Genomic DNA, 23,405 nt, shown 5'->3' on the forward strand with positions numbered 1-23,405 from the left:
CACGAACGAAACGTTTCGATATCAGGAGTCGGATGACCGCGCTCGCACGACCGCAGACCGCACCCATCCCCACGCGGGCCGCCCGGACCGGGCGGGCCTCGATGGCGAAGTGGGTCCTGCTGCTCGGTTCCATGGCCGCACTCGGTGCGCTCACCACCGACATGTACCTGCCCTCGCTCCCGGAGGTCGCCACCGAGCTGGGCACCGGGATGTCGGCGGTGCAGTTCACCATCACCGGCACGCTCATCGGCGGCGCGGTCGGCCAGCTCGTGATCGGCCCGCTCTCGGACCGCTACGGCCGCCGGGCACCCGTGTTCGCCGGGCTCGTGCTGCACATCGTGGCCTCGCTGCTGTGCCTCCTGGCCTACTCCGTGGTGCCGCTCATCGCGCTGCGGATGCTCCAGGGCGTGGGCAACGCCGCGGCCGGGGTCGTCGCCATCGCCGTGATCCGCGACCGGATGACCGGCTCCGACGCCTCCGCCCTGCTCTCCCGGCTCATGCTCGTGATCGGCGTGGCCCCCCTGCTCGCCCCCACGATCGGCAGCGCCCTGGCCCACCTGTGGGGCTGGCGCTCGGTGTTCGTGGCGCTCGCCGTGCTGGGGGCCGGGCTGTTCGTGATCGTGTGGAGGTTCCTGCCCGAGACGCTGCCCGCCGAGCGGCGCCTGCGCAGCACCCGCGGGGTGATGCGGTCCTACCGGGTGCTCGCCGCCGACGGGCGCTTCATGGCGTACGCGCTCCTGCCCGGGCTGACGATGGCCGCCCTGTTCGCCTACGTCGCCGGATCCCCGTTCGTGCTGCGCGACGGATACGGCCTCTCCTCCGGGGAGTTCGCGATGCTCTTCGCGATCAACGGCGCCGGACTCGTGCTCGGGGCCCAGCTCAACGCCGCGCTCGTGCGCCGCTTCGCCCCCATCCGCATCATCCGCATCGCCATGCCGTTCGCGGTGATCTGCGCGCTCGTGCTCACCGCGACCGCGCTCACCGGCGCCGGCGGACTCCTCGGGCTGCTCCTGCCGCTGTTCTTCGTGCTGTTCTTCGGCTCGTTCATCCCGCCGAACGCCTCGGCGATCGCCCTCGGCCGCCACGGTGAGCGGGCCGGGGCGGCCGCGGCCTTCATCGGCGCGCTGCAGGCGGGGATCGCCGGCGTCATCGCACCGATCGTCGGCGTGCTCGGCGGGAACGCGACGGCCATGGCGATCGTCATGCTCGCGGCCGTCGCGGTGAGCCTCGGGGTCATTGCCTTCGGGGCGCGCGCCTATCGCCGCGGCGGCTGGGAGGCTACCGTGGAACCGGACACAGTGCAGGACCGACGGGCCTGAGCCGGGGAGACCGGGCGGGCGTGCGGGTCGGGATTGGCGAAACCACCGGACGAAGGGGCACAGTGAACGGATGAGCGCCACGACGACGTCCACCCCCATGTCGGACGTGCTGCGGCTGCAGCGCGCCGCCTTCCACCGCGACGGCCCGCCCGATGCCGCCCTCCGGCGCGACCGGGTGGACCGCTTCACCCACGCGGTCGTGGCGAACACGGACCGGCTCGTGACGGCGATCTCGGACGACTTCGGCCACCGCCCCGAGGTGACCACGCTCGTGACCGACGTGCTCACCCTCGCCGCCGAGACCGAGGTCCTGCGCGCCGGTCTCGGCCGCTGGATGCGGCCCCGCTATTCCGCCGGCGCCGTGACCGGCCGGGTCCTGCGCCTGGCCGGGCTCACGAGCCAGGTCGTGCCCAGCCCCCTCGGGGTCGTCGGCGTCATGGGCATGTGGAACTTCCCGCTCAACCTCACCGCGGTCCCCGCCCTCACCGCCCTGGCCGCCGGCAACCGGGTCATGATCAAGATGAGCGAGAAGCTGCCGCGGACCTCCGAGGTGCTCGCGAACGCCTGGCACGACGTCTTCGACGTCGAGGAGCTCGCCGTGGTCACCGGCGATGTGGCCGTGTCGGCCGAGTTCGCCTCCCTCGACCTCGATCACCTCTTCTTCACCGGCTCCGCCGCGACCGGATCGAAGATCATGGCGGCCGCCGCCACGAACCTCACGCCCGTGACCCTCGAGCTCGGCGGCAAGAACCCCGTGGTGGTCAGCCCGGAGGTGGCCTCCCATCGCGGCCGGCTGCGCCGCTCCGCCGCCCGGGTCGCCGCCTCCCGGCTGCTCAACGCCGGCCAGGTCTGCCTGAGCCCGGACGACGTGTACGTGCCCGCCTCGCAGCTTCGACTGTTCGTGCAGGAGGTCTTCAACGCCTGGAGTGAGACCGTGCCCGACCGGCTCGCGACCGGGGAGGTCACCAGCCTGATCGACGCCCAGGCCTATGACCGGGTCACGGCGCTCATCGACGACGCCGCCGCCCAGGGCGCCCAGGTGCTGCGCGCCTTCGGCACCGACGAGGCGGGGGAGGCGGCGCTGCGCGGCCGGCGCATCGTGCCGCCCACGATCGTGCTCGACGTGACCGAGGGCATGCGCCTGAGCCGCGAGGAGGTCTTCGGACCCGTGCTGGCCGTGCACCCCTACGACGACGTCGACGAGGTGGTCGCCCGGCTCGCGGATCGGCCCGCCCCGCTCGTGGCCACCTGGTATGGCAAGGACGACGCGGCGTTCCGCTCGTTCGTCGCGAACACCCGGTCCGGGGGCGTGGCCCGGAACGATTGGGGCCTGACGAACGCGATCCCGATGGCCCCGTTCGGCGGCGTCGGGCAGTCGGGGATGGGCCGCTACCACGGCAGGTTCGGCTTCGAACAGTTCTCCCACCTGCGCGCGGTGGCCGGCTCCGACCTGCCGATCTCGGTGACCGACCTGGCCGCCCCACCCGGGCCCGACGGCTGGACCGAGAAGGTGCGTTCGGCGCTCGGCTCCTACGCCGGCCTGCTCGACCGGCGCCTGCGCCGCTGACGGGCCCGGACTCCGGGGCCGGACTCCGGGGGCCGGTGAGCTGGCGTAGGGTGGTCGACTGTGGTCACCGACTTTCCCCATGAGATCGAAGCGCTCCGGCACACCTACGACACCATCGCGGCGGTGACCGACCCGGCGCAGCTCGCCGCCCGGATCGAGGAACTCTCGCAGCAGGCCGCCGCCCCCGACCTGTGGGACGACCTCGAGCATGCCCAGGCGGTCACGAGCGACCTGTCGCACACGCAGTCGGAGCTGGGGCGGCTGACCAAGATCTCGCAGCGGATCGACGACCTCGAGGCCCTCGTCGAACTCGGTGAGGAGGCCGGCGACGACGAGGTGATGGCCGAGGCCGCCGGGGAACTGGTATCCATCCGCGAGGCCCTGAGCGACCTCGAGGTGCGCACCCTGCTGTCGGGGGAGTTCGATCAGCGGGAGGCCGTGGTCTCCATCCGGGCCGGAGCCGGCGGCGTCGACGCCGCGGACTTCGCCGAGATGCTCATGCGCATGTACCTGCGCTGGGCCGAGCGGCAGGGCTATCCCACCTCGGTCCTCGACACCTCCTACGCCGAGGAGGCCGGGCTCAAGTCCGCCACCTTCGAGGTCAAGGCGCCCTACGCCTACGGCACCCTCTCGGTGGAGGCCGGCACGCACCGGCTCGTGCGCATCTCCCCGTTCGACAACCAGGGTCGCCGGCAGACGTCCTTCGCCGCCGTCGAGGTGATCCCGCTCATCGAGCAGACCGACCACGTCGAGATCCCCGAGGCCGACATCAAGGTGGACGTGTTCCGCTCCTCCGGCCCGGGCGGGCAGAGCGTGAACACGACCGACTCGGCCGTGCGGATGACCCACGTGCCCACCGGCATCGTCGTGTCGATGCAGAACGAGAAGTCCCAGATCCAGAACCGGGCCGCCGCGCTGCGCGTGCTCCAGTCCCGCCTGCTGCTCCAGCGCCAGGAGGAGGAGAACGCCACGAAGAAGGCCCTCGCCGGCGACGTCAAGGCCTCCTGGGGCGACCAGATGCGCTCGTACGTGCTCCAGCCCTACCAGATGGTCAAGGACCTGCGCACCGAGCACGAGTCCGGCAACCCCGCGGCCGTCTTCGACGGCGAGATCGACGACTTCATCGAGACCGGGATCCGCTGGCGCCGGCGGCAGCAGGACTGACCCGACCCCACCCATCGGGGCGACCGCGCCGATACGGGCGCCCGATGGGCGACGCCCGGGCGCGCCTACGAGGGCCGGCCGGGCGTCGTCCATAGGCCGCTCGCGGCGGTTCGGCGTGTCGCAGTCACGCTTCGCAGGTTGGTTCCATACGCTGCCCATGGCCGGAGTTCAGCACGACCAGCTCCTCATGGCGCCATCCCATTCTCGAGACCGGCCGGTTGAAGATACGTGATTCGCTTAGACAAGGTCTCCAAGGTGTACGCCCGTGGAGCACGCCCAGCCCTGGACCAGATCGACATGGAGGTGGACCGGGGGGAATTCGTGTTCCTCGTCGGCGCCTCCGGTTCCGGGAAGTCCACATTCCTGCGGCTCGTGCTGCGCGAGGAGCGGCCCACCTCCGGGGCGATCTTCGTGGCCGGGCGGGACCTGTCGAAGGTCTCGCAATGGAAGGTGCCGTATCTGCGCCGCCAGATCGGCACGGTGTTCCAGGACTTCCGGCTGCTGCCCAAGAAGAACGTGTTCGACAACGTGGCCATCGCGCTGCAGGTCATCGGCAAGCCGCGCCACCACGTGCTCCAGGTCGTGCCCGAGACCCTCGAGCTCGTGGGCCTCGCGGGCAAGGAGAAGCGGCTGCCGCACGAGCTCTCGGGCGGGGAACAGCAGCGGGTCGCGATCGCCCGGGCGATGGCGGGCCGTCCCGCGATCCTGCTCGCCGACGAGCCCACCGGCAACCTCGACCCGGCGACGTCCGTGGGGATCATGCGCCTGCTCGACCGGATCAACCGCCGGGGAACCACGATCGTCATGGCCACCCACGACGACGACATCGTGGACCAGATGCGCAAGCGCGTGGTGGAACTCGTGGACGGGCAGATGGTCCGTGACCAGGCCCGCGGAGTGTACGGAGCGCAGCGATGAGAGTCCGGTTCATTCTTTCCCAGATCGGCTCGGGGCTGAAGTCGAATATCGCCATGGCGATCTCGGTGGTGCTCGTGACGTTCGTGTCGCTCGCGTTCGTGGGGTCGGCGGCGCTCATGCAGGTGCAGATCGGCAAGCTCAAGGACGACTGGTACGACAAGGTCGAGGTGAGCGTGTTCATGTGCCCGGCGGACTCGCTGCAGCCCAGCTGCGCGGGCGGGGAGGCCACCGACGACCAGCTCGACGACGTGCGCGGGATCCTCGAGTCGGAGGCGCTGGCGCCGTACGTCTCCAAGGTCTACCTCGAGACCAAGGAGGAGGCCTACGACAACTTCGTCGAGCAGTTCGGCGACGAGGACTGGGCCCAGGCGATCACCGCCGACCAGATGCAGGTCTCGTTCCGGATCAAGCTCGTCGATCCCGAGCAGTACGAGGTCATCGCCGACGAGCTCACGGGCCGCACCGGCGTGCAGCAGGTGCAGGATCAGCGCAAGATCTTCGAACCGCTCTTCCTCGTGCTCAACCGCGCCACGGTGCTCTCGGTCGGGCTCGCCGTGGTCATGATCGTCGCGGCCGTGCTGCTCATCACGACGACGATCCGGCTCTCCGCGATGAGCCGCTCCCGCGAGACCTCGATCATGCGCCTGGTCGGGGCCTCGAACCTGTTCATCCAATTGCCATTCATGCTCGAGGGCGCGATCGCGGCCCTCGTCGGCGCGGCCCTCGCGGTGGGCGGGCTCTGGGGCGCGGTGGACTACCTGCAGGGCTGGTTGGCGGACCAGATCACCTGGGTCAACCTCGTCAACACCGCCGACGTCTGGACGATCGCACCCATCCTGGTGCTCGTCGGAATCCTGCTCGCCGGGGTCTCCTCAGCTGTGAGCCTGAGCCGATACACGAAGGTATGATCATGGCACGCCGCACACGCCCCCTCCCGCGGATGCTCGCCGCGCTCACCGCCTTCGCGGCCACCGCGGCCCTGCTCCTGGGCGGGCTGACGCTGCCCGCCGCCGCCGGCCCGAAGGACGATCTGGAGGATCAGCGCGCGCGCAACGCCCAGGAGCGGGAGGAGCTCGAGGCCTCGCTCGAGGGCACCGACCAGGACCTGGCGGAGCTGTACCTCGCGCTCGACGAGACCAAGCGCCGCCTGCCCGAGGCCGAGGCCGAGCTCGAGGTGAAGAACCAGGAGCTCGACGCCGCCGAACGCGAGCTCGACGCCGTGCAGGATCGGCTCGCGGCGGCCCGCTCCCAGCGGGACTCGCTCGAATCCGAGATCGCGGCGAGCGACACCGAGATGGACACCGCCCACGCCGCCCTCGGTGAGGTGGCCCGTTCCGCCTACCGCGGCGGCGACGGCATCTCGACCCTGGCGGTCGTGTTCGAGGCCACCTCCCCGCAGGAGTTCGCGAGCTCCTACTCGGTCATGAGCTCGGCCATGCGCACCCAGAACGAGACCCTCGCCGAGCTGCGGGACATCCAGGCCGTCAACCGCAATCGCGAGGCACGCCTGGGCGCCGTCGAGGATCGCATCGGCGATCTGGAGGACGAGGCCGCCGCCGCGGTCGCCGCCGCCGACGACGCGCGCGCGGCCGCCGCGGATCTCGTGGCCGAGATCTCCCAGCTCAAGATCGACCAGGAACATCAGGCCGCCGACCTCGAGGACGCCAAGGCGGCGAGCGAGCAGGAGCTCGCCGACCTCAAGGCCGCCGACGCCGAGCTCGCCTCCCAGATCGCCGACATCGTGGCGAAGGAGGAGGCCGCGGAGGCCCGCCGCCGCGAGGAGGCGGCCAAGAACCAGAACTCCTCGAAGCCGGGCTCGGGCGGGGGCTCCTCCTCCGGCGGGGGCTCGGGCGGCTCCGGCGGTGGCTCCGGCGGCTCGGGTGGCAGCGGCACGCTCATCCCCCCGGTCGGCCGGTCGAACCTGCACGTGACCTCCCCGTGGGGCATGCGCTGGTATCCGTTCGGCGGGCGGTGGATGCACAACGGCGTCGACCTGCGCTCGCGCTGCGGGGAGAACCAGATCGCCTCGGCCGCGGGTACGGTCTCGGCCGTGCGGCCCGCCGCCGGCAACGGCACCCACGGCAACCAGGTGATGATCAACCACGGCCGGATCGGCGGCAGCATCTACGTCACGGTCTACAACCACCTGTCGCGATTCGCCGTCTCCACGGGCGAGCGGGTCTCCCAGGGCGAGACGATCGGCTACACCGGCGCGACCGGGAAGGTGACCGGCTGCCACGTCCACTTCGAGGTGTGGAAGAACGGCAGCACGATCGACCCGATGGGCCTGCCCGGGTTCTGAGCGGCCGAAATCGAGTGGCTCGCCCGCGCGCCGCTCCTCTACAGTGGGCCGCGACGGCCGGCGGCCCCGTCGGGTGCAGGCGGGCGTGTGGTCGCGGCGAGAAGGAGCAGGATGAGCAAGGCGGGCAAGAAGCAGGCGAGTGCCAAGGTCGACCCGAAGACGGTCAAGACCGTGGTCGCGCGCAACCGCCGCGCCTATCACGACTTCCACATCGACCGCACGTTCGAGGCCGGGATCGCCCTGACCGGCACCGAGGTGAAGAGCCTGCGGGCCGGTCGCGCGAGCCTGATCGACGGCTGGGTGCACATCGACTACGGCGAGGCCTGGCTCGAGAGCGTGCACATCCCGGAGTACACCGAGGGCACGTGGACCAACCACGCCCCGCGCCGCAAGCGCAAGCTCCTGCTCCACCGCGAGGAGATCGCCAAGCTCGACCAGAAGACCCGCGAGAAGGGGCACACGATCGTGCCGCTCGAGCTCTACTTCATCGGCGGCCGGGCGAAGGTCGAGATCGCGATCGCCCGCGGCAAGCAGGAGTGGGACAAGCGCGAGACGCTGCGTCAGAAGCAGGACGAGCGTGAGGCCGCCCGGGCGATGAGCGTGCGCCGGCGCCGCGGCTGAGCCTGTCAGCGCCTCGTCTGCGTGAGCGCTGGGGCCGGGGAGGGCAGAGTAGTCTGCGCCCGGAGAAGCCCAGGATGTTCACTGTCGGACGCGGGTGCGATTCCCGCCACCTCCCCAGCGACGGACGTCGATTGGGCCGGGACGCGTGATCGCATCGGCCGGTTGCCCGCCTACTCTCGGTGGGCCTCGGCGGGGACGACGTCCGTGGGCCCCGGTGTGGCGCGCGGCCTGCCCCGCTGTGCCCGGGCCTCGGCCTCGGTCTGCTTCTTCGTGGCCGCGAAGGAGCAGATGGGGCAGCCGGCGAGGTCGTGGCGCTGCGCCGGGCAGAACTCCCGCCCGAAGTAGATGATCTGCAGGTGGCGCCGATTCCAGGTGTCCCGGGGGAAGACCCGCTTGAGATCCGTCTCCACCTTCTCCACGGTCGTGCCGGTCGACAGGCCCCACCGCCGCGCCAGCCGGAAGATGTGCGTGTCGACGGGGAACGCCGGGATGTCGAACGCTTGAGCCATGACCACGCTGGCCGTCTTGTGCCCCACGCCCGCCAGGCTCTCGAGGAAGTCCCAGTCCGGGAGCACCTGACCGCCGGCGTCGAGGATCTGCCCGGCGGCGGTCCACACGTTCCGCGCCTTCGTCGGCGCGAGACCGATCTGGCGGATCAGCTCGAGGATCCGATCCGCGCCGAGCGCGTACATCTCCTCGGGCGTGCTCGCCTCGGCGAACAGCGCCGGGGTGACCTCGTTGACCTTCTTGTCGGTGGTCTGCGCGGACAGCGCCACGGCCACGAGCAGCGTATAGGCATCGGTGTGGTCGAGGGCGATCGGCGGGTCCGGGTACAGGTCGTCGAGGATCCGTCCGATCCGCTCCGCCTTCTCCGCCCGCTTCACGCGGCCAGCCTACCGGCCGCGCATGCGATCGCCCGCGGCCGGGTCCACCCGCCTACGGACGGCGCAGCTCGCCGTCCGTAGGCCTCGTCCGGTCGGCGCCCGGACGAGCCGGTTCACCCCTGGGAGTAATGGTTCGACAGCGGCTCGATCGGCCCCGTATCATGGGGATGTCGCGGTTCGCCGCGGCGGTACAACTCAACAGGGGGTGATCGGTTTCGACGGCAGTCGTCGATCCAGGAGAAGCGGGCCGAGGATGCAGAGTCATCTCGTTAACGCTCTTTGCAAACCAATAGGTGCCGATAACAACCGCACCGACTTCGCACTCGCCGCCTGAGCGAGTCCTGAAGTCCGTCAGCCCGGGCTAGCTCTCGACCCGGTTCCTGGCGTCAGCTAGAGAGCCACTGCTCATCGTCCTCGTTGCCGGGACGGTGGGGACTTCTAGGTAACTGAGCCCGTCAGCACCTTGTCTGCGTGAGTGCTGGGGCCGAGAAAAGCAGAGCAGTCTGCGCCCGGAGAAGCCCTGGATTTTCACTGTCGGACGCGGGTTCGATTCCCGCCACCTCCACTGACGAAGCGCCGCGTGCCCCAGGGTGCGCGGCGCTTCTCGTTGTGCAACGCGATCTATTCGATCGTCGGCCGGCGTCCCGGTGGTGGGCGACGTTGACCGCTCCGTTACGGGATGTCGGTCAGCGCGAGAGTGGTGGACCCGCCGCGAGCAGCGCCAGCGAGACCTGCGCTCGGCGCCTGCGATCGGCAGGAACGTAGGACCACGCTGGATGGTCGTCGGGTAGTGCTCGTGCGAGATTCCGTATCCTGCGGGCATCGGAGCCTGTCCACAACTCGGGCGACTCGAGGAGCGCATCGGCGTCCTCGACTGTGGCTGCAAGCATGGCGCCGTCGAGCAGGTGACGATCTCGGTCTCGTGAGTCGACGCGGTAGGCGCCTCCCTTGAGCGTGAGAGCGCCGAGGGCGTCGGGGATGCTGATCGTCACCTCATCAGATGTCTCTGCGGATAGGTGCAGGTTCACCGTCTTGCGCAGCGCCGATGTCCCTCCTGGCGCCTCGACGACGGCCTGATGTCCGACGCGATCGGCGATGGCGCGCGGCCCCGTGTGGTCGGCAATGAGGACGTCGATGATGCGACCATCCTCGGAGCGGATGAAGCGATGTGCAGGGTCCCGACGATCGTTGGGCTCGACTAGCCGGTACCCGAGTCTGCGTAGGCCGGCGCGGGCGGTACTCCAGCTGATCGCGCCAGTCTCGACGTGGAGGACGACGTCGATGTCCTCGGTAGGGCGGGCCACAGTCAGGCCCGCATGGAGCACGTGGGCCTGCACCATCAGGCCGCCGACGAGGGTCCACGATCCATGAGGCAGATGGTGGGCGAGGTCGGGCAGCTGCGGCCACGGCTCTGGCAGTGCGTCGACGCGATGCTCCAACCGCCAGACAGGTCGCTTCATCGAGCGAGCCGTTCGGCAAGGAGCTCCAGCGCCGCGCCGCGTTCGCGGACCCCCCACCGCTCGGCGAGATCGAGAGCGGCAGTGACGATCCCGGTGGTCGGCTCCTGGTCGGTGCAGTGGATGAGGACTCCTCCCTCCGCGTCGGCCTCGAGGCCGAAGCGGTGCTGCAGCCGTTGCCATTGGTCGTGCGCGACGTATCCCTCGATGCGACCGCCGTCGACGGCGACCAGACCGAACTGCGCGGCGATGTCGCGCCGAGCGAGCATCGACTCACCGGAGAGTGAGATCTCGTCGCGCAGCTGGTCTGTCGTGCGTCGTGTCTGGCTGCCCCGCCACAGCTGCGCCCGGCGACTGGTGAGGCGAACCAGTTCAGCCGCGTTGCAACTGCGTAGCCGGCCTCGAAGCCGAGACAACGAGGAGCCGGTGAGTCTCTCGGTCCTACCGGTCTCGAGTAGATCGACCGCTGCCCACGCCGTGTGGGCAGCCCAGGTTCGACCACGGCGTGCAGCGGCGGCTGTAGTGAGTGCGGAGTCATCCAGGAGATTGCTGGAACCGACTCGACGCACCACCTGCAGGCGGCCCGCTTGCGCGAGCCGTTGCACCTGCCGCACGGAGACGCCCAGGCGTGCTGCGACTTCCGTCGTCGTCATCTCCATGTCAGTAATAGTCGCAGGAGCGACAGTATGTGTCAATGCTCGAATCGAAGTGCGCGGCACTTCTCGATGGGCGTGCTACCCCGGATCCCGCCGAACGTCCCCGCCACGCCGCAGCGAATGCCCGCGGGCGCCGCGCGGGCCGATAGGTTGATCCCGAGGCCGGGGGCGTTCCCGGCCCTGGGGGGTTCTCCACAGCGGAGCGCCCGCGAGGAGGCAGGCGTGACCACGCAGGAATGGGCGATCTCGACCCGCGCCCTACGCAAGTCCTATCCGGGCGTGCGCAGACGGGTCGCCGTCGACGGGCTCGACCTGAACGTGCCCGCGGGCGGCGTGCACGGCTTCCTCGGGCCGAACGGCTCGGGCAAGACCACCACGATCCGGATGGTGCTCGGCCTCGTGCGCCCCGACTCGGGGGAGATCACGGTGCTCGGGAAGCCGGTGCCGGCCGCGCTGCCCGAGGTGATCGCCAAGGTCGGCGCGATCGTCGAATCGCCCAAGTTCTTCCCCAACTTCTCCGGGCGGGCGAACCTCGAACTCCTCGCCGACGCGATCGGCGCCCCGCGCCCGCACGTCGCCGAGGTGCTCGCCCAGACCGGGCTGTCCGACCGCGCCGGCGACCACTTCGGCACCTACTCCCTCGGAATGAAGCAGCGGCTCGCGATCGCCGCCACGCTGCTCAAGCGGCCCGAGGTGCTCATCTTCGACGAACCCACGAACGGCCTCGACCCCGCCGGCATCCACGACGTGCGCGCCACCATGCGCGCACTCGCCGACGAGGGCCGCACCGTGCTCGTGAGCAGTCACATCCTCGCCGAGGTCGAACAGATCGCCGACACGGTCTCGATCATCGGCCGCGGCCGGCTCATCGCCGGCGGCACCGTGGCGGAGATCATCGGCGCACGCACGGCCACGATCCGGATCCGCGTGGCCGAACCCGAGCGCGCCGTGGCCGTGCTCGCCGGCGCCGGGCACGCGACCCGGCTCGACCACGGCACGATCCACGTCGACTCCGGCGACGACCCCGCCGTCCTCAACGAACTGCTGGCCGCCCACGGCCTGTTCGCGAGCGAACTCCTCGCCGAACGGCCCGGCCTCGAATCGGTGTTCCTCGACCTCACCCGGGAGGCTGAGCTCGGTCTCCCGCGCCGCCGAGATCGCCGCGGCGGCGTGGCCCCGTCGAAGGAGGCCGGCGCATGAGACTCCTGCGGGTGGAACTACGCCGGCTGCGACTGCGCGGACTCGTCCGGATCGCGAGCGTCCTCGGGCTGCTCGGGGCGATCCTCCTCGTGGGGATCGCGGTCCTCGACGCCCGACCGGCGACCGCGGAGGACATCGCCTGGGCCGAGCAGATGTACCAGGAGGAGCGGGCGAACTGGGAGGAGCACGGGCAGGAGCAGATCGAGCAGTGCGAGCTGGCCGAGGCCTCCGAATCCGAGATCGCGGGTGAACAACTCGACTTCGGCTGCGACGACATGGAGCCGCGGCTCGAGTGGTACCTGCCGCCCGACCCGGTCCTGACCGACTACCTGGCCTCCGCGATCCGGCCGTTCACGATCCTGCTCACGCTCCTGGTCGGCCTGCTCATCGGCGCCACGGCGATCGCCGCGGAGTTCGGGGCCGGCTCGATGTCGACGCTCCTCACGTTCGAACCCCGGCGCCGGCGCGTCTATCTCGCGAAGACGGGCGCTGCCGTCCTCGGCACGATCCCGCTCGGCCTCGTCATGGTCGCGCTGACCTTCGGCGGGGTGTGCGCGGTCTTCGCCCTGCGCGGCCTCGAGGCCGACGTGCCGAGCTCGGTCATCTGGTCGTGGGTCCGGCTCGTCGCCGTGCTGCCCGCGGCCGCCGCCGTCGGCGCGGTGGTCGGGTTCCTGCTGCGCTCGACCGCCGCCGTGCTCGGCACCGCCGTGGGCTACGTCATCGCCGTCGAGGCGATCGTTCGCTTCAACGTGCCCGCCCTGGCGCCCTGGATCCCCGGGGTCAACCTCGCCGGCTGGGTGAGCGGCGGCACGACCTACTACCTCCAGGAATGCACGCGCTCCTCCGCGGGCCTCATGTGCGAGGCGGTCGAGCAGTCGATCTCCTTCGGGTGGAGCGCCGGATTCCTCGCCGTCCTGCTCGCCGTGCTCGTGACGCTCGGGGGCTGGAACTTCGCCCGCCGCGACGTGAACTGACCCCATACCGGGCATGCCCGGGCGAATGGACGACGCAGCTCGCCTCGGCCGTTCGCCTCGCGCCCGTGGTCGCTTCGGCCGATGCCGCGTACCGTGGAGACGGGCCGGGTTGCGGCCCGGGAAGTGACGAGTGAGAGGCGAGGCGTGGGATGAGCATCGGACGATTCGCACTGAGGGTCACGATCGGTGGCCTCTTCGTGGGCCATGGGCTCCAGAAGCTCACGGGCTCCTTCGGCGGGCCCGGCCTCGCGGGGACCGAGCAGATGATGACCTCACTCGAGCTGTACCCGCCGCACCTGCAGGCGCTCGCCGCCGGCGCGACGGAGACGGCCGCCGGGGCGATGCTCACCGCGGGCCTGCTCACCCCGATCGCCTCCGCGGGACTGGTCGGCGTCATGACGACCGCCATCCGCACGGTTCATGCCCCGAACGGCCTGTGGAACGCCAAGGGCGGCTGGGAGTTCAACGCGGTGATGATCGCGGCGGCCCTCACGCTCGCGGAGGAGCCGGGCCGCGGCTCACTCGACGCCGCCTTCGGCCGGGCACGGTGGGGATCGACGTGGGCCGTCGCCGCGCTCGTGGGCGGCATGCTCGCCTCGACCGCCACCATCGCGGTGGGCCGCAGGATGGCCCGCGCGGCCGCCGAGCACGAGGAGACCGCCGAGGGCGCCTAGGAGTCGGCGTCATGGCGAAGCGGTGCGCCTGGCCACGATCTGCGCGACCGAGCGGGCCATCGCCGCGGGGCGGCGCCGGACGTCCTCCGTCGTGAAATGCACCATGTGCCATCCGAGCGCGGCGAGACGCCGATCGCGCCGACGGTCACGCTCCTGCTGATCTGCCGAGGAGTGATAGGCGGCGCCGTCGATCTCGACCCCGACCATGGTGGCGAGGTCGACGAAGTCGATCCGGAACTCTTCGCGCCCGCCGTCGAGCACGACGTGCTGCGGCTCGAGCGCGAGTCCCGCCGCCCGGAACGCCGCGACGGCCTGAGCCTCGAGGCCCGAGTCCAGCCGGTCGTCCAGGGCGGTGAGCACCTGCCGCAGGACGCCCGCGCCGTGGCGCCGGCTCACCGCCGAGGCAGCGATCCGAAGCTGTTCGGTGCTCACCTTCTCGGAGCGGAGGCAGTCGTAGAGGACGGCTCGCAGCCGATCCGCGCCGAGAGCGCCCGCGAGGTCGACGATCGTCCGGGCCACGGAGGTTGCAGGGTGACCGGCGGCCGACTGCGTGAAGCCCTCGATCCTGCGGGATCGGACATAGCGCACTCCCGGCCCGGACCGACGCGTGGACTCGTGCGGGATCGTGATCCACACGTCCCCGGAGGGCAGCCGGACGCCCAGCCGCAGCAGCCGCGCGGCCGTGACGTGACTGAACACCGAGCCGGGCGGGGCGTGGAGCAGCGCGGCGACGGCGATCGTCATCCGCGTGAGCGGCGCGGCCGAGACTCGATAGACGCCCGGGTGCATCGCGACCCACTCTCGGCGGGCCACCCGGCCATCGATCTGGCGGGTGCTCAGGCCGCACTCGCGTGCTTGACCGCGGGTGACGAGGCCGGCCTGCACACACGTGATCGCGGCGAGCGCGTCGAGCGGGGACGGCGGTGCTGATTCGACCATGATCCCGATTCAGTCGGAGATCGCCGTCGTCCGCCTCTCCGGCGGGGCGAGCTGTGGATGCCGGTGCATCACGACCCGTATGTGGGCGGCCGGGCCGGTGATGTGGGTGGCTGGGACCACTTCCCGGGTGGTCGGGGCCACCCGGTGCGTCGCGGCCGGTGATGTGGGTGGCCAGGACTACTTCCCGGGTGGTCGGGGCCACCCGGTGTGTCGCGGCCGGTGATGTGGGTGGCTGGGACCACTTCCCGGGTGGTCGGGGCCACCCGGTGCGTCAGAGCCGGATCGGGTCGACGAGCACGTACGCCTCCCGCCGCACCCACCATTGCCGCCGGGACCGCAGCTCGGCCCACGTGCTGTAGCGGTAGTCGAACACCCGCGCGCGCACCCAGGCCGGGCGGGCGCCGTCCATAGGATCGTGGGCGAGGAGGCGCAAGGTGGCGGGATCGGCCTGCAGGAGCCGGCGGAGGAGCCGCTCGAACCAGCGCAGCTGGGAGCGCGAGCCGAGGGCGAGGAACCACATGCCCCAGTCGAGCCGCAGGTGGTACGGCGCGAATTGCCGGGGAAGGCGGCGCGGATCGCCCGGCTTGCCGCGGAACCCGTACTCGTGCCACGTCGCCGCGGCCGGATCGGGGTCGGCGGTGGCCTCGATGACCACCTCGCGGCGCCGGCGCGTGATCGACCCGAACGCGCCGTAGGCACCCACGAGATGCCAGCGGTTGAAGGCGGCGTTCATGCGCTGCCGGCGGCTCAGCAGGTTCGCCACCGGGCGCGGGCTGAGCACGAGCACGAGAACCCCGAGGGCCACGGACACGAGTGCGAGCGTGACCGCGGCTGCGCCCGGAGGTGGAAGTGGAGCGGCCGCGCCACCGAGGGCCGAGTCGCCGACCGCCGCGAACGCCAGCAGCATGGTGAGCCAGTTGAGCCAGGCGAAGTTCCCCGAGGCCACGAGCCACAGCTGCGTGGCGATCACGGCCGCCGCGGCCCACGTGGCGATCGGCTGCGGGGCGAACAGGAGCCACGGCACCCCGAGCTGCACGACGTGGTTCGCCGCGACCTCGACCCGATGGAGCGGCCTGGGCAGATGATGGAAGAACCAGCTGAGCGGCCCGGGCATCGGCTGGGTCTCGTGGTGATAGTCGAGGGCGGTGAGATCCCGCCAGACCCGGTCGCCGCGGAGCTTGATCATCCCCGCCCCGAACTCCACCCGGAACAGCAGCCAGCGGAACGCGACGAGCGTGATCACCGGCGTGCCCACGTCGCCGGACCCGAGGAATACCGCGAGGAAGCCCGCCTCGAGCAGCAGCGACTCCCAGCCGAACCCGTAGAAGACCTGCCCGGCGTTGACGATCGAGAGATAGAGGCCGTAGAGCGCGCCGAAGACGAGCGCCGGTGCCCACCACGGGCCCAGTTGCGGCACTCCGACGACGACGGCGAGCGCGAGCACGAGGCCGGACCGGGCGACCACGCGCAGCAGCCGGTCGGAGTAGCGCCAATGGAACAGGCTCGGTGCGCGCCGCCGCCCCGCCGCCCGGAGGAAGTCGCGCGCGGGCAGCAGCCCGTGCTCACCGAGGAGCGCCGGGAACTGCCGGTCCGCGGCGAGGAACGCGACGGCGTAGATCGCGGCGATTCCCCGCTGCAGCACGGCGCGGGCGAGATCGGCGTCGGCGGTCAGCAGGCCGCCGGCGAGCCACTGCGCGTCCATCCTCCGCACCCACCCTTCGGCCGTCCGGATCGTGCCCGCCTCGACCGTACTGCGCGCGCGGGCGGCCGGGTAGCCGCCCGCGGCCCTCAGCCCATCGCCGCGGCGGTGAGTTCCACGGAGTGCAGCCGCTCGGTCGCACTCGGGCCCTGGTGCGCGAGGATGAGCTCGTCGGCACCGGTGTCGGCCGCGAAGCCGTGCAGGAAGTCGGCGACCCGGCCGGGGGTGCCCGCGGCCGTGTAGCGCAGGTTCTCGTGCACGAGGCGCCCGTGCGGAGAGTCGAGCACGAGGTCGGCCTCCGCATCCGGTACGGGGTCGGTGCGGCCGAGCACGATCGTGACCCAGCGCCGCCGCAGCGTGAGCAGCTGCTGCGCGGCCGCCTCCTCGGAGTCCGCGGCGAGCACGTTCGCGGCCGCGATGACGTAGGGGCGCTCGCACTGCGGCGAGGGCCGGAACTCGGCGCGATAGGCGGCGACCGCGTCGGTCAGGGCCGCGGGCGCGAAGTGGGAGGCGAACGCGTACGGCAGGCCGAGGGCCGCGGCCAGCCGGGCCCCGAACAGGGAGGAGCCCAGGATGTACACGGGCACGTTCGTGCCGGCACCCGGGGTGGCCCGGATGCCCTCGACGAGGCTCTCCCCGCTCAGGTAGCCCTGCAGCTCCTGCACGTCGCGGGGGAAGGTCTGGGCGGCGGCGGGCCCGCGGCGCATCGCGAGCATCGCGTTCCGGTCGGTCCCGGGTGCCCGGCCCAGGCCCAGGTCGATCCGGCCCGGGTGCAGCTCGGCGAGCGTGCCGAACTGCTCGGCGATCACGAGCGGGGCGTGGTTGGGCAGCATCACCCCGCCCGAGCCGAGGCGGATCGTGGCGGTGTGGGCGGCGACGTGGGCGATGAGCACCGCCGGGGCCGCCGAGGCGATGAGGGCGTTGTTGTGGTGCTCGGCGTACCAGACCCTGTGGTAGCCGCAGCGTTCCGCGGTCCGGGCGAGGTCGACGCTGGCCGCGAGGGCGTCCGCCACGCGTTCACCGCGGCCGACGGAGGCCAGATCGAGGATCGACAGGGGACCCCGGAATTCACTCACCTCGTCAGTCTGACACGGGGATCGGCGCGGCCGGCGCGAGTCTCAACGGAAGCGCTGGACCGCCCGGTCGGCGTACCGGGCGAGCTCCGCGATGGCCTCGTGGGAGGGCTGGGCGAGCAGCTCGGGCAGCGGGCCGCGGTCGACGAGGCGGCCCTCGGCGAGGAACACGACCTCCGGGCACAGCCGGTTCACGAGTTCCAGGTCGTGGCTGGCCACTAGCAGCGAGGTGCCCAGGCGCTCGACCGTGCCGCTGAGCGAACGGGCGATCTGCCCGCGGGCGGTCGGGTCGACGGCGGTGAGCGGCTCGTCGAGCACGAGGATCTCCGGGCGGGTCGCCAGCGCCACCGCGAGCGAGACCCGCTGCCGTTCCCCGCCCGAGAGCGAGACCATCGACCGGGTCAGATACCGGGGCTCGAGCCCGACCGCGTCGAGCATCTCCGCCGGTTCCACCGAGTGGGTGCGTCCGCCCCGGCGCGCCCGTGCCGCCGCGTTCTTCAGCCGGGCCTTCGGGGTGTCCCGCGGGTCGGTGATCGTGAGCGAATACTGCGACATGAACCGAACCGCGGCCTTGAAGTGCTTACCCTCCTTGCCGCGCAGCTTGTAGACGCCGCGGCCGTTGAAGGTGGCCCGGCCGCCGCCGGGCCGCATCACCCCGGCGAGCAGGTCGAGCAGCGTGGTCTTGCCGGCCCCGGAGGCGCCGACGAGCCCGAGCGGCGCCTGTCCCGCCTCGATGCTCAGGTCGACGCCCGCGAGCACCGGCAGGCCGGGATAGGAGAAGTGGACGTCGGCGGCGGTGAGGCTGGAGGGGGCGGCCATGGGGCTCCTTGTCGCGGGAACGGGCGTCCTCACTCTAACCGCGCACGACCACGAATCCGGTGCGCATCCCTGTGACGGGGTGTGAACGCGCACCGGCGGTCCGGTCGCCGGGTTCGTGCGACCGGACCGTCGATGCGTGGGATGGTGGGGCCGCCTACGTCGTCGCGGGGCGGCGGGTCTCGGAACTGATGAACCAGGCCTGCTGCTCGAGCCGGGCGATGTACTCGTGGAGGATGTCCGAGGTGCTCGGATCGGCCTTGTCCACGGAATCGTGGACCGCGCGCATCGTCGCGACTGTTCCCTCGATCGCGCGCACGGCGAGGTCGACGGCATCGGACGTGAGGATCTCGCCCCGGGGCACCTCGGGCAGCGTCGAGTCGCCGGCGACGGTCGTGCTCCGGGCGTCCGGGGTCGCGTGCAGCGCCCGCATCCGCTCGGCGATGTCGTCGGATCCCTCCCGGGCGATCGCGACCACCTCGTCCATGTTCAGGTGCAGGTCGCGGAAGTTCGGGCCCACGAGGTTCCAGTGGATCTGCTTGCCCACGAGGTGCAGGTTCACCAGGTCGACGAGAACGTGCTGCAAGTCGTCCCGGAGGGAGGCGGGCGCGACGAACCCGTGCTCGGCGTTCTCCTCGGTCGTCGTGGCCGCGGGGGTCTTCGATGCGTTGGCCATTCTTCCTCCAAGTCTCGTGACGGTGCGGGCGGGGACGCCGGCGACTCACGGAGCCACGCCCTCCTCATTCACGCTTGCACACCGTGATCCCGCTGACAACGGGGCGGACGGCTCGGGATCCTCGTCTAGGATCGATGCGGTCGATCAGAGGAGAACCATGTGTCAGCGCATCACGTGCGAGGCCTGCGCCAAGCCGACCTGGCAGGGCTGCGGCGAGCACATCGAGGAGGCCCTCGAGGGCGTCGCCCCGGCGGATCGCTGCGTCTGCCCGCGCTGACGCTCGAGGGGATCAGTCCGGGATCGGGCCGAGGAGTGCGGTCGCCCAGGACGCGTGGGTCGACTCCTCGCTGCTCGGATGGAAGATCCCGGCCGCCACGTCGCGGTAGAGCCGCGAGAGCTCGTTCCGCGTGAAGTAGGAGCCGCCGCCGCTCAGGCGCATCGCCGCGTCGACCACCCGCCGGGCCGTCTCCGTGGCGTGGATCTTGACCGCGGACAGCCGCGGAAACCACAGGTCGCCGTGGTCGGCGGCCCCGGGGAGGCCCTCGACGTCCCGCGCGATCGTGGTCAGGTGCACGAGCGCCTCGTCCAGGTCCATCGCGGCCGCGGCGACGGCCTTGCGGATCGTCGGGTTGTGCGCGTAGGGGGTGCCGCCGGCCGCCTTCGAGGTGCGCCGGGCCACCGCCTCGATCGCGAGGTCGAGGGCCCGCTGGGCGATCCCCGCATAGACCGAGGCGACGAGGATCTCGAAGTTCGCGAAGATCCCGAAGACGAGCGGATCCGGGTTCGGGCCGGGAACGAGTCGGCGCAGCACCCGTTCCGGCGGGGCGTAGGCGCCGTCGAGGATCGTGGTGCACGACTGCGAGGCCCGCATGCCGAGGGTGTCCCAGTCGCTCTTGACCTCGAAGCCGCCGCCCGCCCGGTCGACGAACGCGTACACGTTGCGCGGATCGCCCGGATCGGTGGAGTCGAGGCCGAACGTGCCGAGCTTGGTCCAGCCGGGGGAGTTCGACGTGAAGATCTTCGTGCCGTGGAAGGTGTAGCCGCCGCCCGCCACGGGGCGCGCCTCGCTCGAGGACCCGAGCAGCACGAGGTCGTTCCCGGGCTCCGAGATCCCGAATCCGAAGACCTCCCCGGCCGCGGCGTCCGTGAACAGCCAGTCGAGGCCGGCGTCTCCGCGGGCGCGGACGGTGCGGGCCACGCCGACCCAGACCTGGTGCATGTTGACCGAGAGCGCGGTGGCGGGGGCGGCGCCGGCCAGCCGCATCTGCACCTGGGTCATCTCCGGCAGCGTGAGCCCGCCGCCGCCGAACTCGGTGGGCACGAACAGGCGCAGGTAGCCGGCGCCGGCGAGGTCGGCGAGGTCCTCGGCGAAGAAGGTGTTGGTGCGGTCGTATTCCGCCGCCCGGGCGTGGATCCGGTCGAGCAGGTCGTCGGTGAGGCTCATGGATCGAACGTACCGCGCGGCACCGACGGCGTCAGCATCTGCCCAGTGCCGGCGTCTGCCCGGTGTCAGGACGGTGTCAGGACGGCGCGAGGACGGCGTGAGGACGACGGTGCTCGCCCGTCCGCGCATCCCATCCGCTCGTAGGGGGATCGCGGGGGTGCCGTTCGGATGCGTCCGCAGGCGCCCCGACGCGACCCTGAGACGCTCTGGAGACGCTCTGGAGACGCTCTGGAGATGCCCGGGAGCTGTCCCGCGGCGCCCCGGGAGGCGTGTGACGAAAGTGACGAACGGGGCTGATGGGGACGCGAATTGACGCTGAATCTGCCAAAACGCCGTGGAAACTGGACAAGATGGCGGGTCCGGGCCGTAATGTCGGCATCGGCGCCTCCCGTTCGGGACGCCGTCCGAACCATGAGAGGGAGACTCCCAGTGTCCGTCAACCGCACCGAGCTCGTTGCCGCCATCGCCGATAAGGCCGGCCTGACCAAGACCCAGGCAGACGCCGCCGTGGCCGCCCTGCAAGAGGTCCTCACGTCCTCGCTGTCCGATGGCGAGGCCGTCAAGATCACCGGCCTGCTCAGCGTGGAGCGCGTCGAGCGCAAGGCCCGCACCGGCCGCAACCCCCGCACGGGTGAGGAGATCCAGATCCCCGCCGGCTTCGGCGTCAAGATCTCCGCCGGCTCGGCCCTGAAGAAGGCCGTCACCGCCTGAGTCACCGCCACGACACCGGCCCGGGAGTTCCCTTCCCGGGCCGGTTCGTTGTGTTCGGGGGCCCATCGCGGGGTGGGCGGATGTCCCCGCTGCGGGTGGCGGCCGGGCGACGTAGACTGGAGGGCATGAGTGAGCACCAGCCCCCCGTCGATCCGCTCGAATCCGGCCGTACCCAGGCAGGCACGGGCGTGCTCGAGCGGGAGGAACTGCGCGAGCAGGCGGCCCCGGGGGACGCCGAGCGCTATGCCCACTACGTGAAGAAGGAGAAGATCACGTCCGCCTCGGTCACGGGCGGCCCGGTCGTGGCGCTGTGCGGGAAGGTGTGGTCTCCCTCGCGCGACCCGAAGAAGTATCCCGTGTGCCCGGCGTGCAAGGAGATCTTCGAATCCCTCGGCAAGCACGGCCAGCACGGTGACGGCGCCGGCGGGTTCTTCGGCTTCGACGGCACCGCCAAGTGAATTCGCCGCTCACGAGCGGCCTGGTCCAGCGGGACGGAGCGCACGGCGCCGCCCGCGATCCGGGATCGCCCTCGGCCAGCGCCGCCTCGAACCTCTCCCCGGCCTATCCGGCCCGGGCCGCGTGGGGAACCGCCGGCAGCCTGCGCGCCTGGCAGGCCGCGGCACTGGCCGCATACCTGGAGCGGCAGCCGCGCGACTTCCTCGCGGTCGCCACCCCCGGGGCCGGGAAGACGACCTTCGCGCTGCGGGTGGCCGCCGAGCTCGTCGCCGCGGGCGTCATCCGCCGCATCGCCGTGGTCGCCCCGACCGAGCACCTCAAGACCCAGTGGGCCGACGCGGCCGCCCGCGTGGGCATCATGATCGACCCGAACTTCCGCAACGCCCAGGGCCGCCACGGGGCCCAGTTCACCGGCGTCGCCCTGACGTACGCCCAGGTCGCCGCGAACCCGGCGCTGCACCGGGCCCGCACGGAGGCCGAACGCACGCTCGTCATCCTCGACGAGGTGCACCACGGCGGCGACGCTCTCACCTGGGGCGACGGCATCCGCGAGGCGTTCGACCCGGCCACCCGCCGGCTCTCGCTCACCGGCACCCCCTTCCGCTCGGACACCGCCCCGATCCCGTTCATCACCTACACCCCGGACTCCGCGGGCATTCGCCGTTCCCAGGCCGACCACACCTACGGCTACTCCGACGCCCTGCGCGACGGCGTGGTCCGACCCGTGCTGTTCATGTCGTATTCCGGCGCGATGCGCTGGCGCACCCGGGTGGGCGACGAGATGAGCGCGAGCCTCGGCACGCCCATGACCAAGGATCTGGCCGCCCAGGCCTGGCGCACCGCGCTCGACCCCCAGGGCGAGTGGATCCAGAGCGTGCTCGCCGCGGCCGACCGGCGCCTGACCGAGGTCCGCCGCGGCATGCCCGACGCCGGGGGCCTCGTGATCGCCACCGACCAGGACGCCGCCCGAGCCTACGCCGCCCACCTGCGCCGCATCACCGGCGAGGCGCCCGTGGTCGTGCTCTCCGACGACCCGTCCGCCTCGAAGAACATCGAGGTGTTCAACGGCGGCGACCAGCGCTGGATGGTTGCGGTGCGGATGGTCTCCGAGGGCGTCGACGTGCCCCGCCTCGCCGTCGGCGTCTACGCGACCGCGACCGCCACCCCGCTCTTCTTCGCCCAGGCGGTCGGCCGATTCGTGCGTGCCCGGCGCCGCGGCGAGACCGCCTCGATCTTCCTACCGTCGGTGCCCGTGCTCCTCGGCCTGGCCGGCGAGCTCGAGGCCGAACGCGACCATGCCCTCGACCGCCCCGAGAAGGAGGGCGACGGGCTCTTCGACGACGAGGCGCTCGCGGAGGCGAACCGCGCCGAGTCCGCCTCGAGCGACCTGCTGCCGGGGTTCGCGGCCCTCGAGGCGAACGCCTCCTTCGACCGGGTGCTCTTCGACGGCGGCGAGTTCGGCCTCGGCGGGGAGGTCGGCTCCGAGGAGGAGCAGGACTTCCTCGGCATCCCCGGCCTGCTCGACCCCGACCAGGTGGCCACGCTGCTGCGCAGCCACCAGGCCGAGCACGCGAAGCGCCGTCCGGCCGGCTCGCCTGCCCAAGCCGGCCAAGCCGGCCAAGCCGGTCAAACACAGTCCGCGAGCCCGGCCGTCGATCACCGCAAGCTCGCGGAGCTCCGTAAGGAGCTCAACTCGCTCGTGTCGGCCTGGGCGAGGCGCTCGGGAAGCCCACACGGCGTCGTCCATACGCGCCTGCGTGAGCACAGCGGCGGGGCGGAGGTCGCGACGGCCTCCCAGGAGCACCTGGAGAAGCGCATCGCCCAGGTGCGCCGCTGGTTCCTCGGCAAGAAGTGA

The 23,405-nt window shown here is 71.6% G+C and carries 22 protein-coding genes and 1 other RNA gene; 14 read left to right on the forward strand and 9 right to left on the reverse strand.

Annotation, left to right across the window (positions count from 1 at the left end):
* Positions 1-32 precede the first annotated feature (32 nt).
* The 7 genes from GCG21_RS09230 to smpB all read left to right on the forward strand — a co-directional run bounded on the left by GCG21_RS09230 (position 33) and on the right by smpB (position 7,891).
* Positions 33-1,319 carry a multidrug effflux MFS transporter gene (locus GCG21_RS09230; protein WP_227993588.1) on the forward strand — a complete coding sequence of 429 codons (1,287 nt, stop codon included), beginning with the start codon at positions 33-35 and terminating at the stop codon, positions 1,317-1,319.
* Between the two features lie 70 nt (positions 1,320-1,389).
* The gene (locus GCG21_RS09235; RefSeq protein WP_152909413.1) at positions 1,390-2,886 is read left to right on the forward strand and encodes an aldehyde dehydrogenase family protein; all 1,497 of its coding nucleotides are present in this window, start codon (positions 1,390-1,392) and stop codon (positions 2,884-2,886) included.
* Positions 2,887-2,946: 60 nt separating this feature from the next.
* Complete coding sequence (gene prfB / locus GCG21_RS09240) at positions 2,947-4,050, forward strand: peptide chain release factor 2 (RefSeq protein ID WP_370517415.1); 1,104 nt, start codon at positions 2,947-2,949, stop codon at positions 4,048-4,050.
* 228 nt (positions 4,051-4,278) lie between these two features.
* Complete coding sequence (ftsE, locus tag GCG21_RS09245) at positions 4,279-4,968, forward strand: cell division ATP-binding protein FtsE (protein WP_153878633.1); 690 nt, start codon at positions 4,279-4,281, stop codon at positions 4,966-4,968.
* Positions 4,965-5,876 (forward strand): permease-like cell division protein FtsX, encoded by a 912-nt coding sequence (gene ftsX / locus GCG21_RS09250; protein WP_152909414.1) that lies wholly within the window; start codon positions 4,965-4,967, stop codon positions 5,874-5,876. The genes ftsE and ftsX overlap by 4 nt, the downstream gene beginning before the upstream one ends.
* A 2-nt stretch (positions 5,877-5,878) precedes the next feature.
* Complete coding sequence (locus tag GCG21_RS09255) at positions 5,879-7,270, forward strand: murein hydrolase activator EnvC (protein ID WP_152909415.1); 1,392 nt, start codon at positions 5,879-5,881, stop codon at positions 7,268-7,270.
* Positions 7,271-7,381: 111 nt separating this feature from the next.
* Positions 7,382-7,891 (forward strand): SsrA-binding protein SmpB, encoded by a 510-nt coding sequence (gene smpB / locus GCG21_RS09260; RefSeq protein ID WP_152909416.1) that lies wholly within the window; start codon positions 7,382-7,384, stop codon positions 7,889-7,891.
* A 170-nt stretch (positions 7,892-8,061) separates the two neighbouring features.
* Here smpB and nth read toward each other — a convergent pair whose 3' ends face one another.
* Positions 8,062-8,775, reverse strand: coding sequence for an endonuclease III (nth, locus tag GCG21_RS09265; RefSeq protein WP_370517416.1), 714 nt, complete (start codon positions 8,773-8,775; stop codon positions 8,062-8,064).
* Between the two features lie 201 nt (positions 8,776-8,976).
* Here nth and ssrA point away from each other — a divergent pair.
* Positions 8,977-9,343: a transfer-messenger RNA gene (gene ssrA / locus GCG21_RS09270) on the forward strand.
* A 118-nt stretch (positions 9,344-9,461) separates the two neighbouring features.
* On the opposite strand, the gene GCG21_RS16250 is transcribed toward ssrA, so the two are convergent.
* Together GCG21_RS16250 and GCG21_RS09285 are read right to left on the reverse strand one after the other, a co-directional pair.
* A complete protein-coding gene (locus tag GCG21_RS16250) occupies positions 9,462-10,235 on the reverse strand; it encodes a hypothetical protein (RefSeq protein ID WP_194165028.1) in 774 nt (257 codons plus the stop codon).
* On the reverse strand, positions 10,232-10,891 hold the full coding sequence (locus tag GCG21_RS09285; RefSeq protein WP_152909419.1) for an excisionase family DNA-binding protein: 660 nt from the start codon (positions 10,889-10,891) through the stop codon (positions 10,232-10,234). Before GCG21_RS09285 ends, GCG21_RS16250 begins: the two co-directional genes overlap by 4 nt.
* A gap of 219 nt (positions 10,892-11,110) precedes the next feature.
* Here GCG21_RS09285 and GCG21_RS09290 point away from each other — a divergent pair, with 219 nt between their 5' ends.
* The 3 genes from GCG21_RS09290 (at position 11,111) to GCG21_RS09300 (ending at position 13,736) form a co-directional block, all read left to right on the forward strand.
* A complete protein-coding gene (locus GCG21_RS09290; RefSeq protein WP_370517417.1) occupies positions 11,111-12,088 on the forward strand; it encodes an ABC transporter ATP-binding protein in 978 nt (325 codons plus the stop codon).
* Positions 12,085-13,062 (forward strand): ABC transporter permease subunit, encoded by a 978-nt coding sequence (locus GCG21_RS09295; RefSeq protein WP_152909420.1) that lies wholly within the window; start codon positions 12,085-12,087, stop codon positions 13,060-13,062. The genes GCG21_RS09290 and GCG21_RS09295 overlap by 4 nt, the downstream gene beginning before the upstream one ends.
* Positions 13,063-13,211: 149 nt before the next feature.
* Positions 13,212-13,736 carry a DoxX family protein gene (locus GCG21_RS09300; protein WP_152909421.1) on the forward strand — a complete coding sequence of 175 codons (525 nt, stop codon included), beginning with the start codon at positions 13,212-13,214 and terminating at the stop codon, positions 13,734-13,736.
* Positions 13,737-13,745: 9 nt separating this feature from the next.
* Here GCG21_RS09300 and GCG21_RS09305 read toward each other — a convergent pair whose 3' ends face one another.
* From GCG21_RS09305 to GCG21_RS09330, 6 genes are all read right to left on the reverse strand, one after another.
* Positions 13,746-14,675 carry a DUF559 domain-containing protein gene (locus GCG21_RS09305; RefSeq protein WP_152909422.1) on the reverse strand — a complete coding sequence of 310 codons (930 nt, stop codon included), beginning with the start codon at positions 14,673-14,675 and terminating at the stop codon, positions 13,746-13,748.
* A gap of 271 nt (positions 14,676-14,946) precedes the next feature.
* The gene (locus GCG21_RS09310) at positions 14,947-16,377 is read right to left on the reverse strand and encodes a lipase maturation factor family protein (protein ID WP_152909423.1); all 1,431 of its coding nucleotides are present in this window, start codon (positions 16,375-16,377) and stop codon (positions 14,947-14,949) included.
* 86 nt (positions 16,378-16,463) lie between these two features.
* The gene (locus GCG21_RS09315; RefSeq protein ID WP_370517418.1) at positions 16,464-17,450 is read right to left on the reverse strand and encodes an LLM class flavin-dependent oxidoreductase; all 987 of its coding nucleotides are present in this window, start codon (positions 17,448-17,450) and stop codon (positions 16,464-16,466) included.
* Positions 17,451-17,492: 42 nt separating this feature from the next.
* Positions 17,493-18,266: an ABC transporter ATP-binding protein gene (locus GCG21_RS09320; protein WP_152909424.1), complete on the reverse strand. Its 774-nt coding sequence runs from the start codon at positions 18,264-18,266 to the stop codon at positions 17,493-17,495.
* Positions 18,267-18,420: 154 nt separating this feature from the next.
* Positions 18,421-18,939 (reverse strand): Dps family protein, encoded by a 519-nt coding sequence (locus GCG21_RS09325; RefSeq protein ID WP_152909425.1) that lies wholly within the window; start codon positions 18,937-18,939, stop codon positions 18,421-18,423.
* A gap of 289 nt (positions 18,940-19,228) precedes the next feature.
* Complete coding sequence (locus GCG21_RS09330; protein WP_152909426.1) at positions 19,229-20,383, reverse strand: acyl-CoA dehydrogenase family protein; 1,155 nt, start codon at positions 20,381-20,383, stop codon at positions 19,229-19,231.
* A 429-nt stretch (positions 20,384-20,812) separates the two neighbouring features.
* On the opposite strand from GCG21_RS09330, the gene GCG21_RS09335 reads away from it, so the two are divergent.
* The 3 genes from GCG21_RS09335 to GCG21_RS09345 all read left to right on the forward strand — a co-directional run bounded on the left by GCG21_RS09335 (position 20,813) and on the right by GCG21_RS09345 (position 23,405).
* Complete coding sequence (locus GCG21_RS09335; RefSeq protein ID WP_153878617.1) at positions 20,813-21,094, forward strand: HU family DNA-binding protein; 282 nt, start codon at positions 20,813-20,815, stop codon at positions 21,092-21,094.
* Positions 21,095-21,219: 125 nt separating this feature from the next.
* Positions 21,220-21,552, forward strand: coding sequence for a DUF3039 domain-containing protein (locus tag GCG21_RS09340; RefSeq protein ID WP_152909428.1), 333 nt, complete (start codon positions 21,220-21,222; stop codon positions 21,550-21,552).
* 20 nt (positions 21,553-21,572) lie between these two features.
* Positions 21,573-23,405, forward strand: a complete 1,833-nt coding sequence (locus GCG21_RS09345; protein ID WP_152909511.1) for a DEAD/DEAH box helicase — start codon at positions 21,573-21,575, stop codon at positions 23,403-23,405.

Origin of the sequence: Pseudactinotalea sp. HY160, from assembly GCF_009372055.1 — a bacterium.
Classification (GTDB): domain Bacteria; phylum Actinomycetota; class Actinomycetes; order Actinomycetales; family Beutenbergiaceae; genus HY158.

What these genes read in the sequence shown, in the direction of transcription:
- GCG21_RS16250 (WP_194165028.1), bottom strand. Translation starts at nt 10,235, where the DNA reads ATGAAGCGACCTGTCTGGCGGTTGGAGCATCGCGTCGACGCACTGCCA.
- GCG21_RS09300 (WP_152909421.1), top strand. Translation starts at nt 13,212, where the DNA reads ATGAGCATCGGACGATTCGCACTGAGGGTCACGATCGGTGGCCTCTTC.
- smpB (WP_152909416.1), top strand. Translation starts at nt 7,382, where the DNA reads ATGAGCAAGGCGGGCAAGAAGCAGGCGAGTGCCAAGGTCGACCCGAAG.
- GCG21_RS09235 (WP_152909413.1), top strand. Translation starts at nt 1,390, where the DNA reads ATGAGCGCCACGACGACGTCCACCCCCATGTCGGACGTGCTGCGGCTG.
- ftsX (WP_152909414.1), top strand. Translation starts at nt 4,965, where the DNA reads ATGAGAGTCCGGTTCATTCTTTCCCAGATCGGCTCGGGGCTGAAGTCG.
- GCG21_RS09320 (WP_152909424.1), bottom strand. Translation starts at nt 18,266, where the DNA reads ATGGCCGCCCCCTCCAGCCTCACCGCCGCCGACGTCCACTTCTCCTAT.
- GCG21_RS09305 (WP_152909422.1), bottom strand. Translation starts at nt 14,675, where the DNA reads ATGGTCGAATCAGCACCGCCGTCCCCGCTCGACGCGCTCGCCGCGATC.
- GCG21_RS09325 (WP_152909425.1), bottom strand. Translation starts at nt 18,939, where the DNA reads ATGGCCAACGCATCGAAGACCCCCGCGGCCACGACGACCGAGGAGAAC.
- GCG21_RS09230 (WP_227993588.1), top strand. Translation starts at nt 33, where the DNA reads ATGACCGCGCTCGCACGACCGCAGACCGCACCCATCCCCACGCGGGCC.
- GCG21_RS09295 (WP_152909420.1), top strand. Translation starts at nt 12,085, where the DNA reads ATGAGACTCCTGCGGGTGGAACTACGCCGGCTGCGACTGCGCGGACTC.
- GCG21_RS09330 (WP_152909426.1), bottom strand. Translation starts at nt 20,383, where the DNA reads ATGAGCCTCACCGACGACCTGCTCGACCGGATCCACGCCCGGGCGGCG.
- GCG21_RS09285 (WP_152909419.1), bottom strand. Translation starts at nt 10,891, where the DNA reads ATGGAGATGACGACGACGGAAGTCGCAGCACGCCTGGGCGTCTCCGTG.
- GCG21_RS09255 (WP_152909415.1), top strand. Translation starts at nt 5,879, where the DNA reads ATGGCACGCCGCACACGCCCCCTCCCGCGGATGCTCGCCGCGCTCACC.
- GCG21_RS09310 (WP_152909423.1), bottom strand. Translation starts at nt 16,377, where the DNA reads ATGGACGCGCAGTGGCTCGCCGGCGGCCTGCTGACCGCCGACGCCGAT.
- GCG21_RS09340 (WP_152909428.1), top strand. Translation starts at nt 21,220, where the DNA reads ATGAGTGAGCACCAGCCCCCCGTCGATCCGCTCGAATCCGGCCGTACC.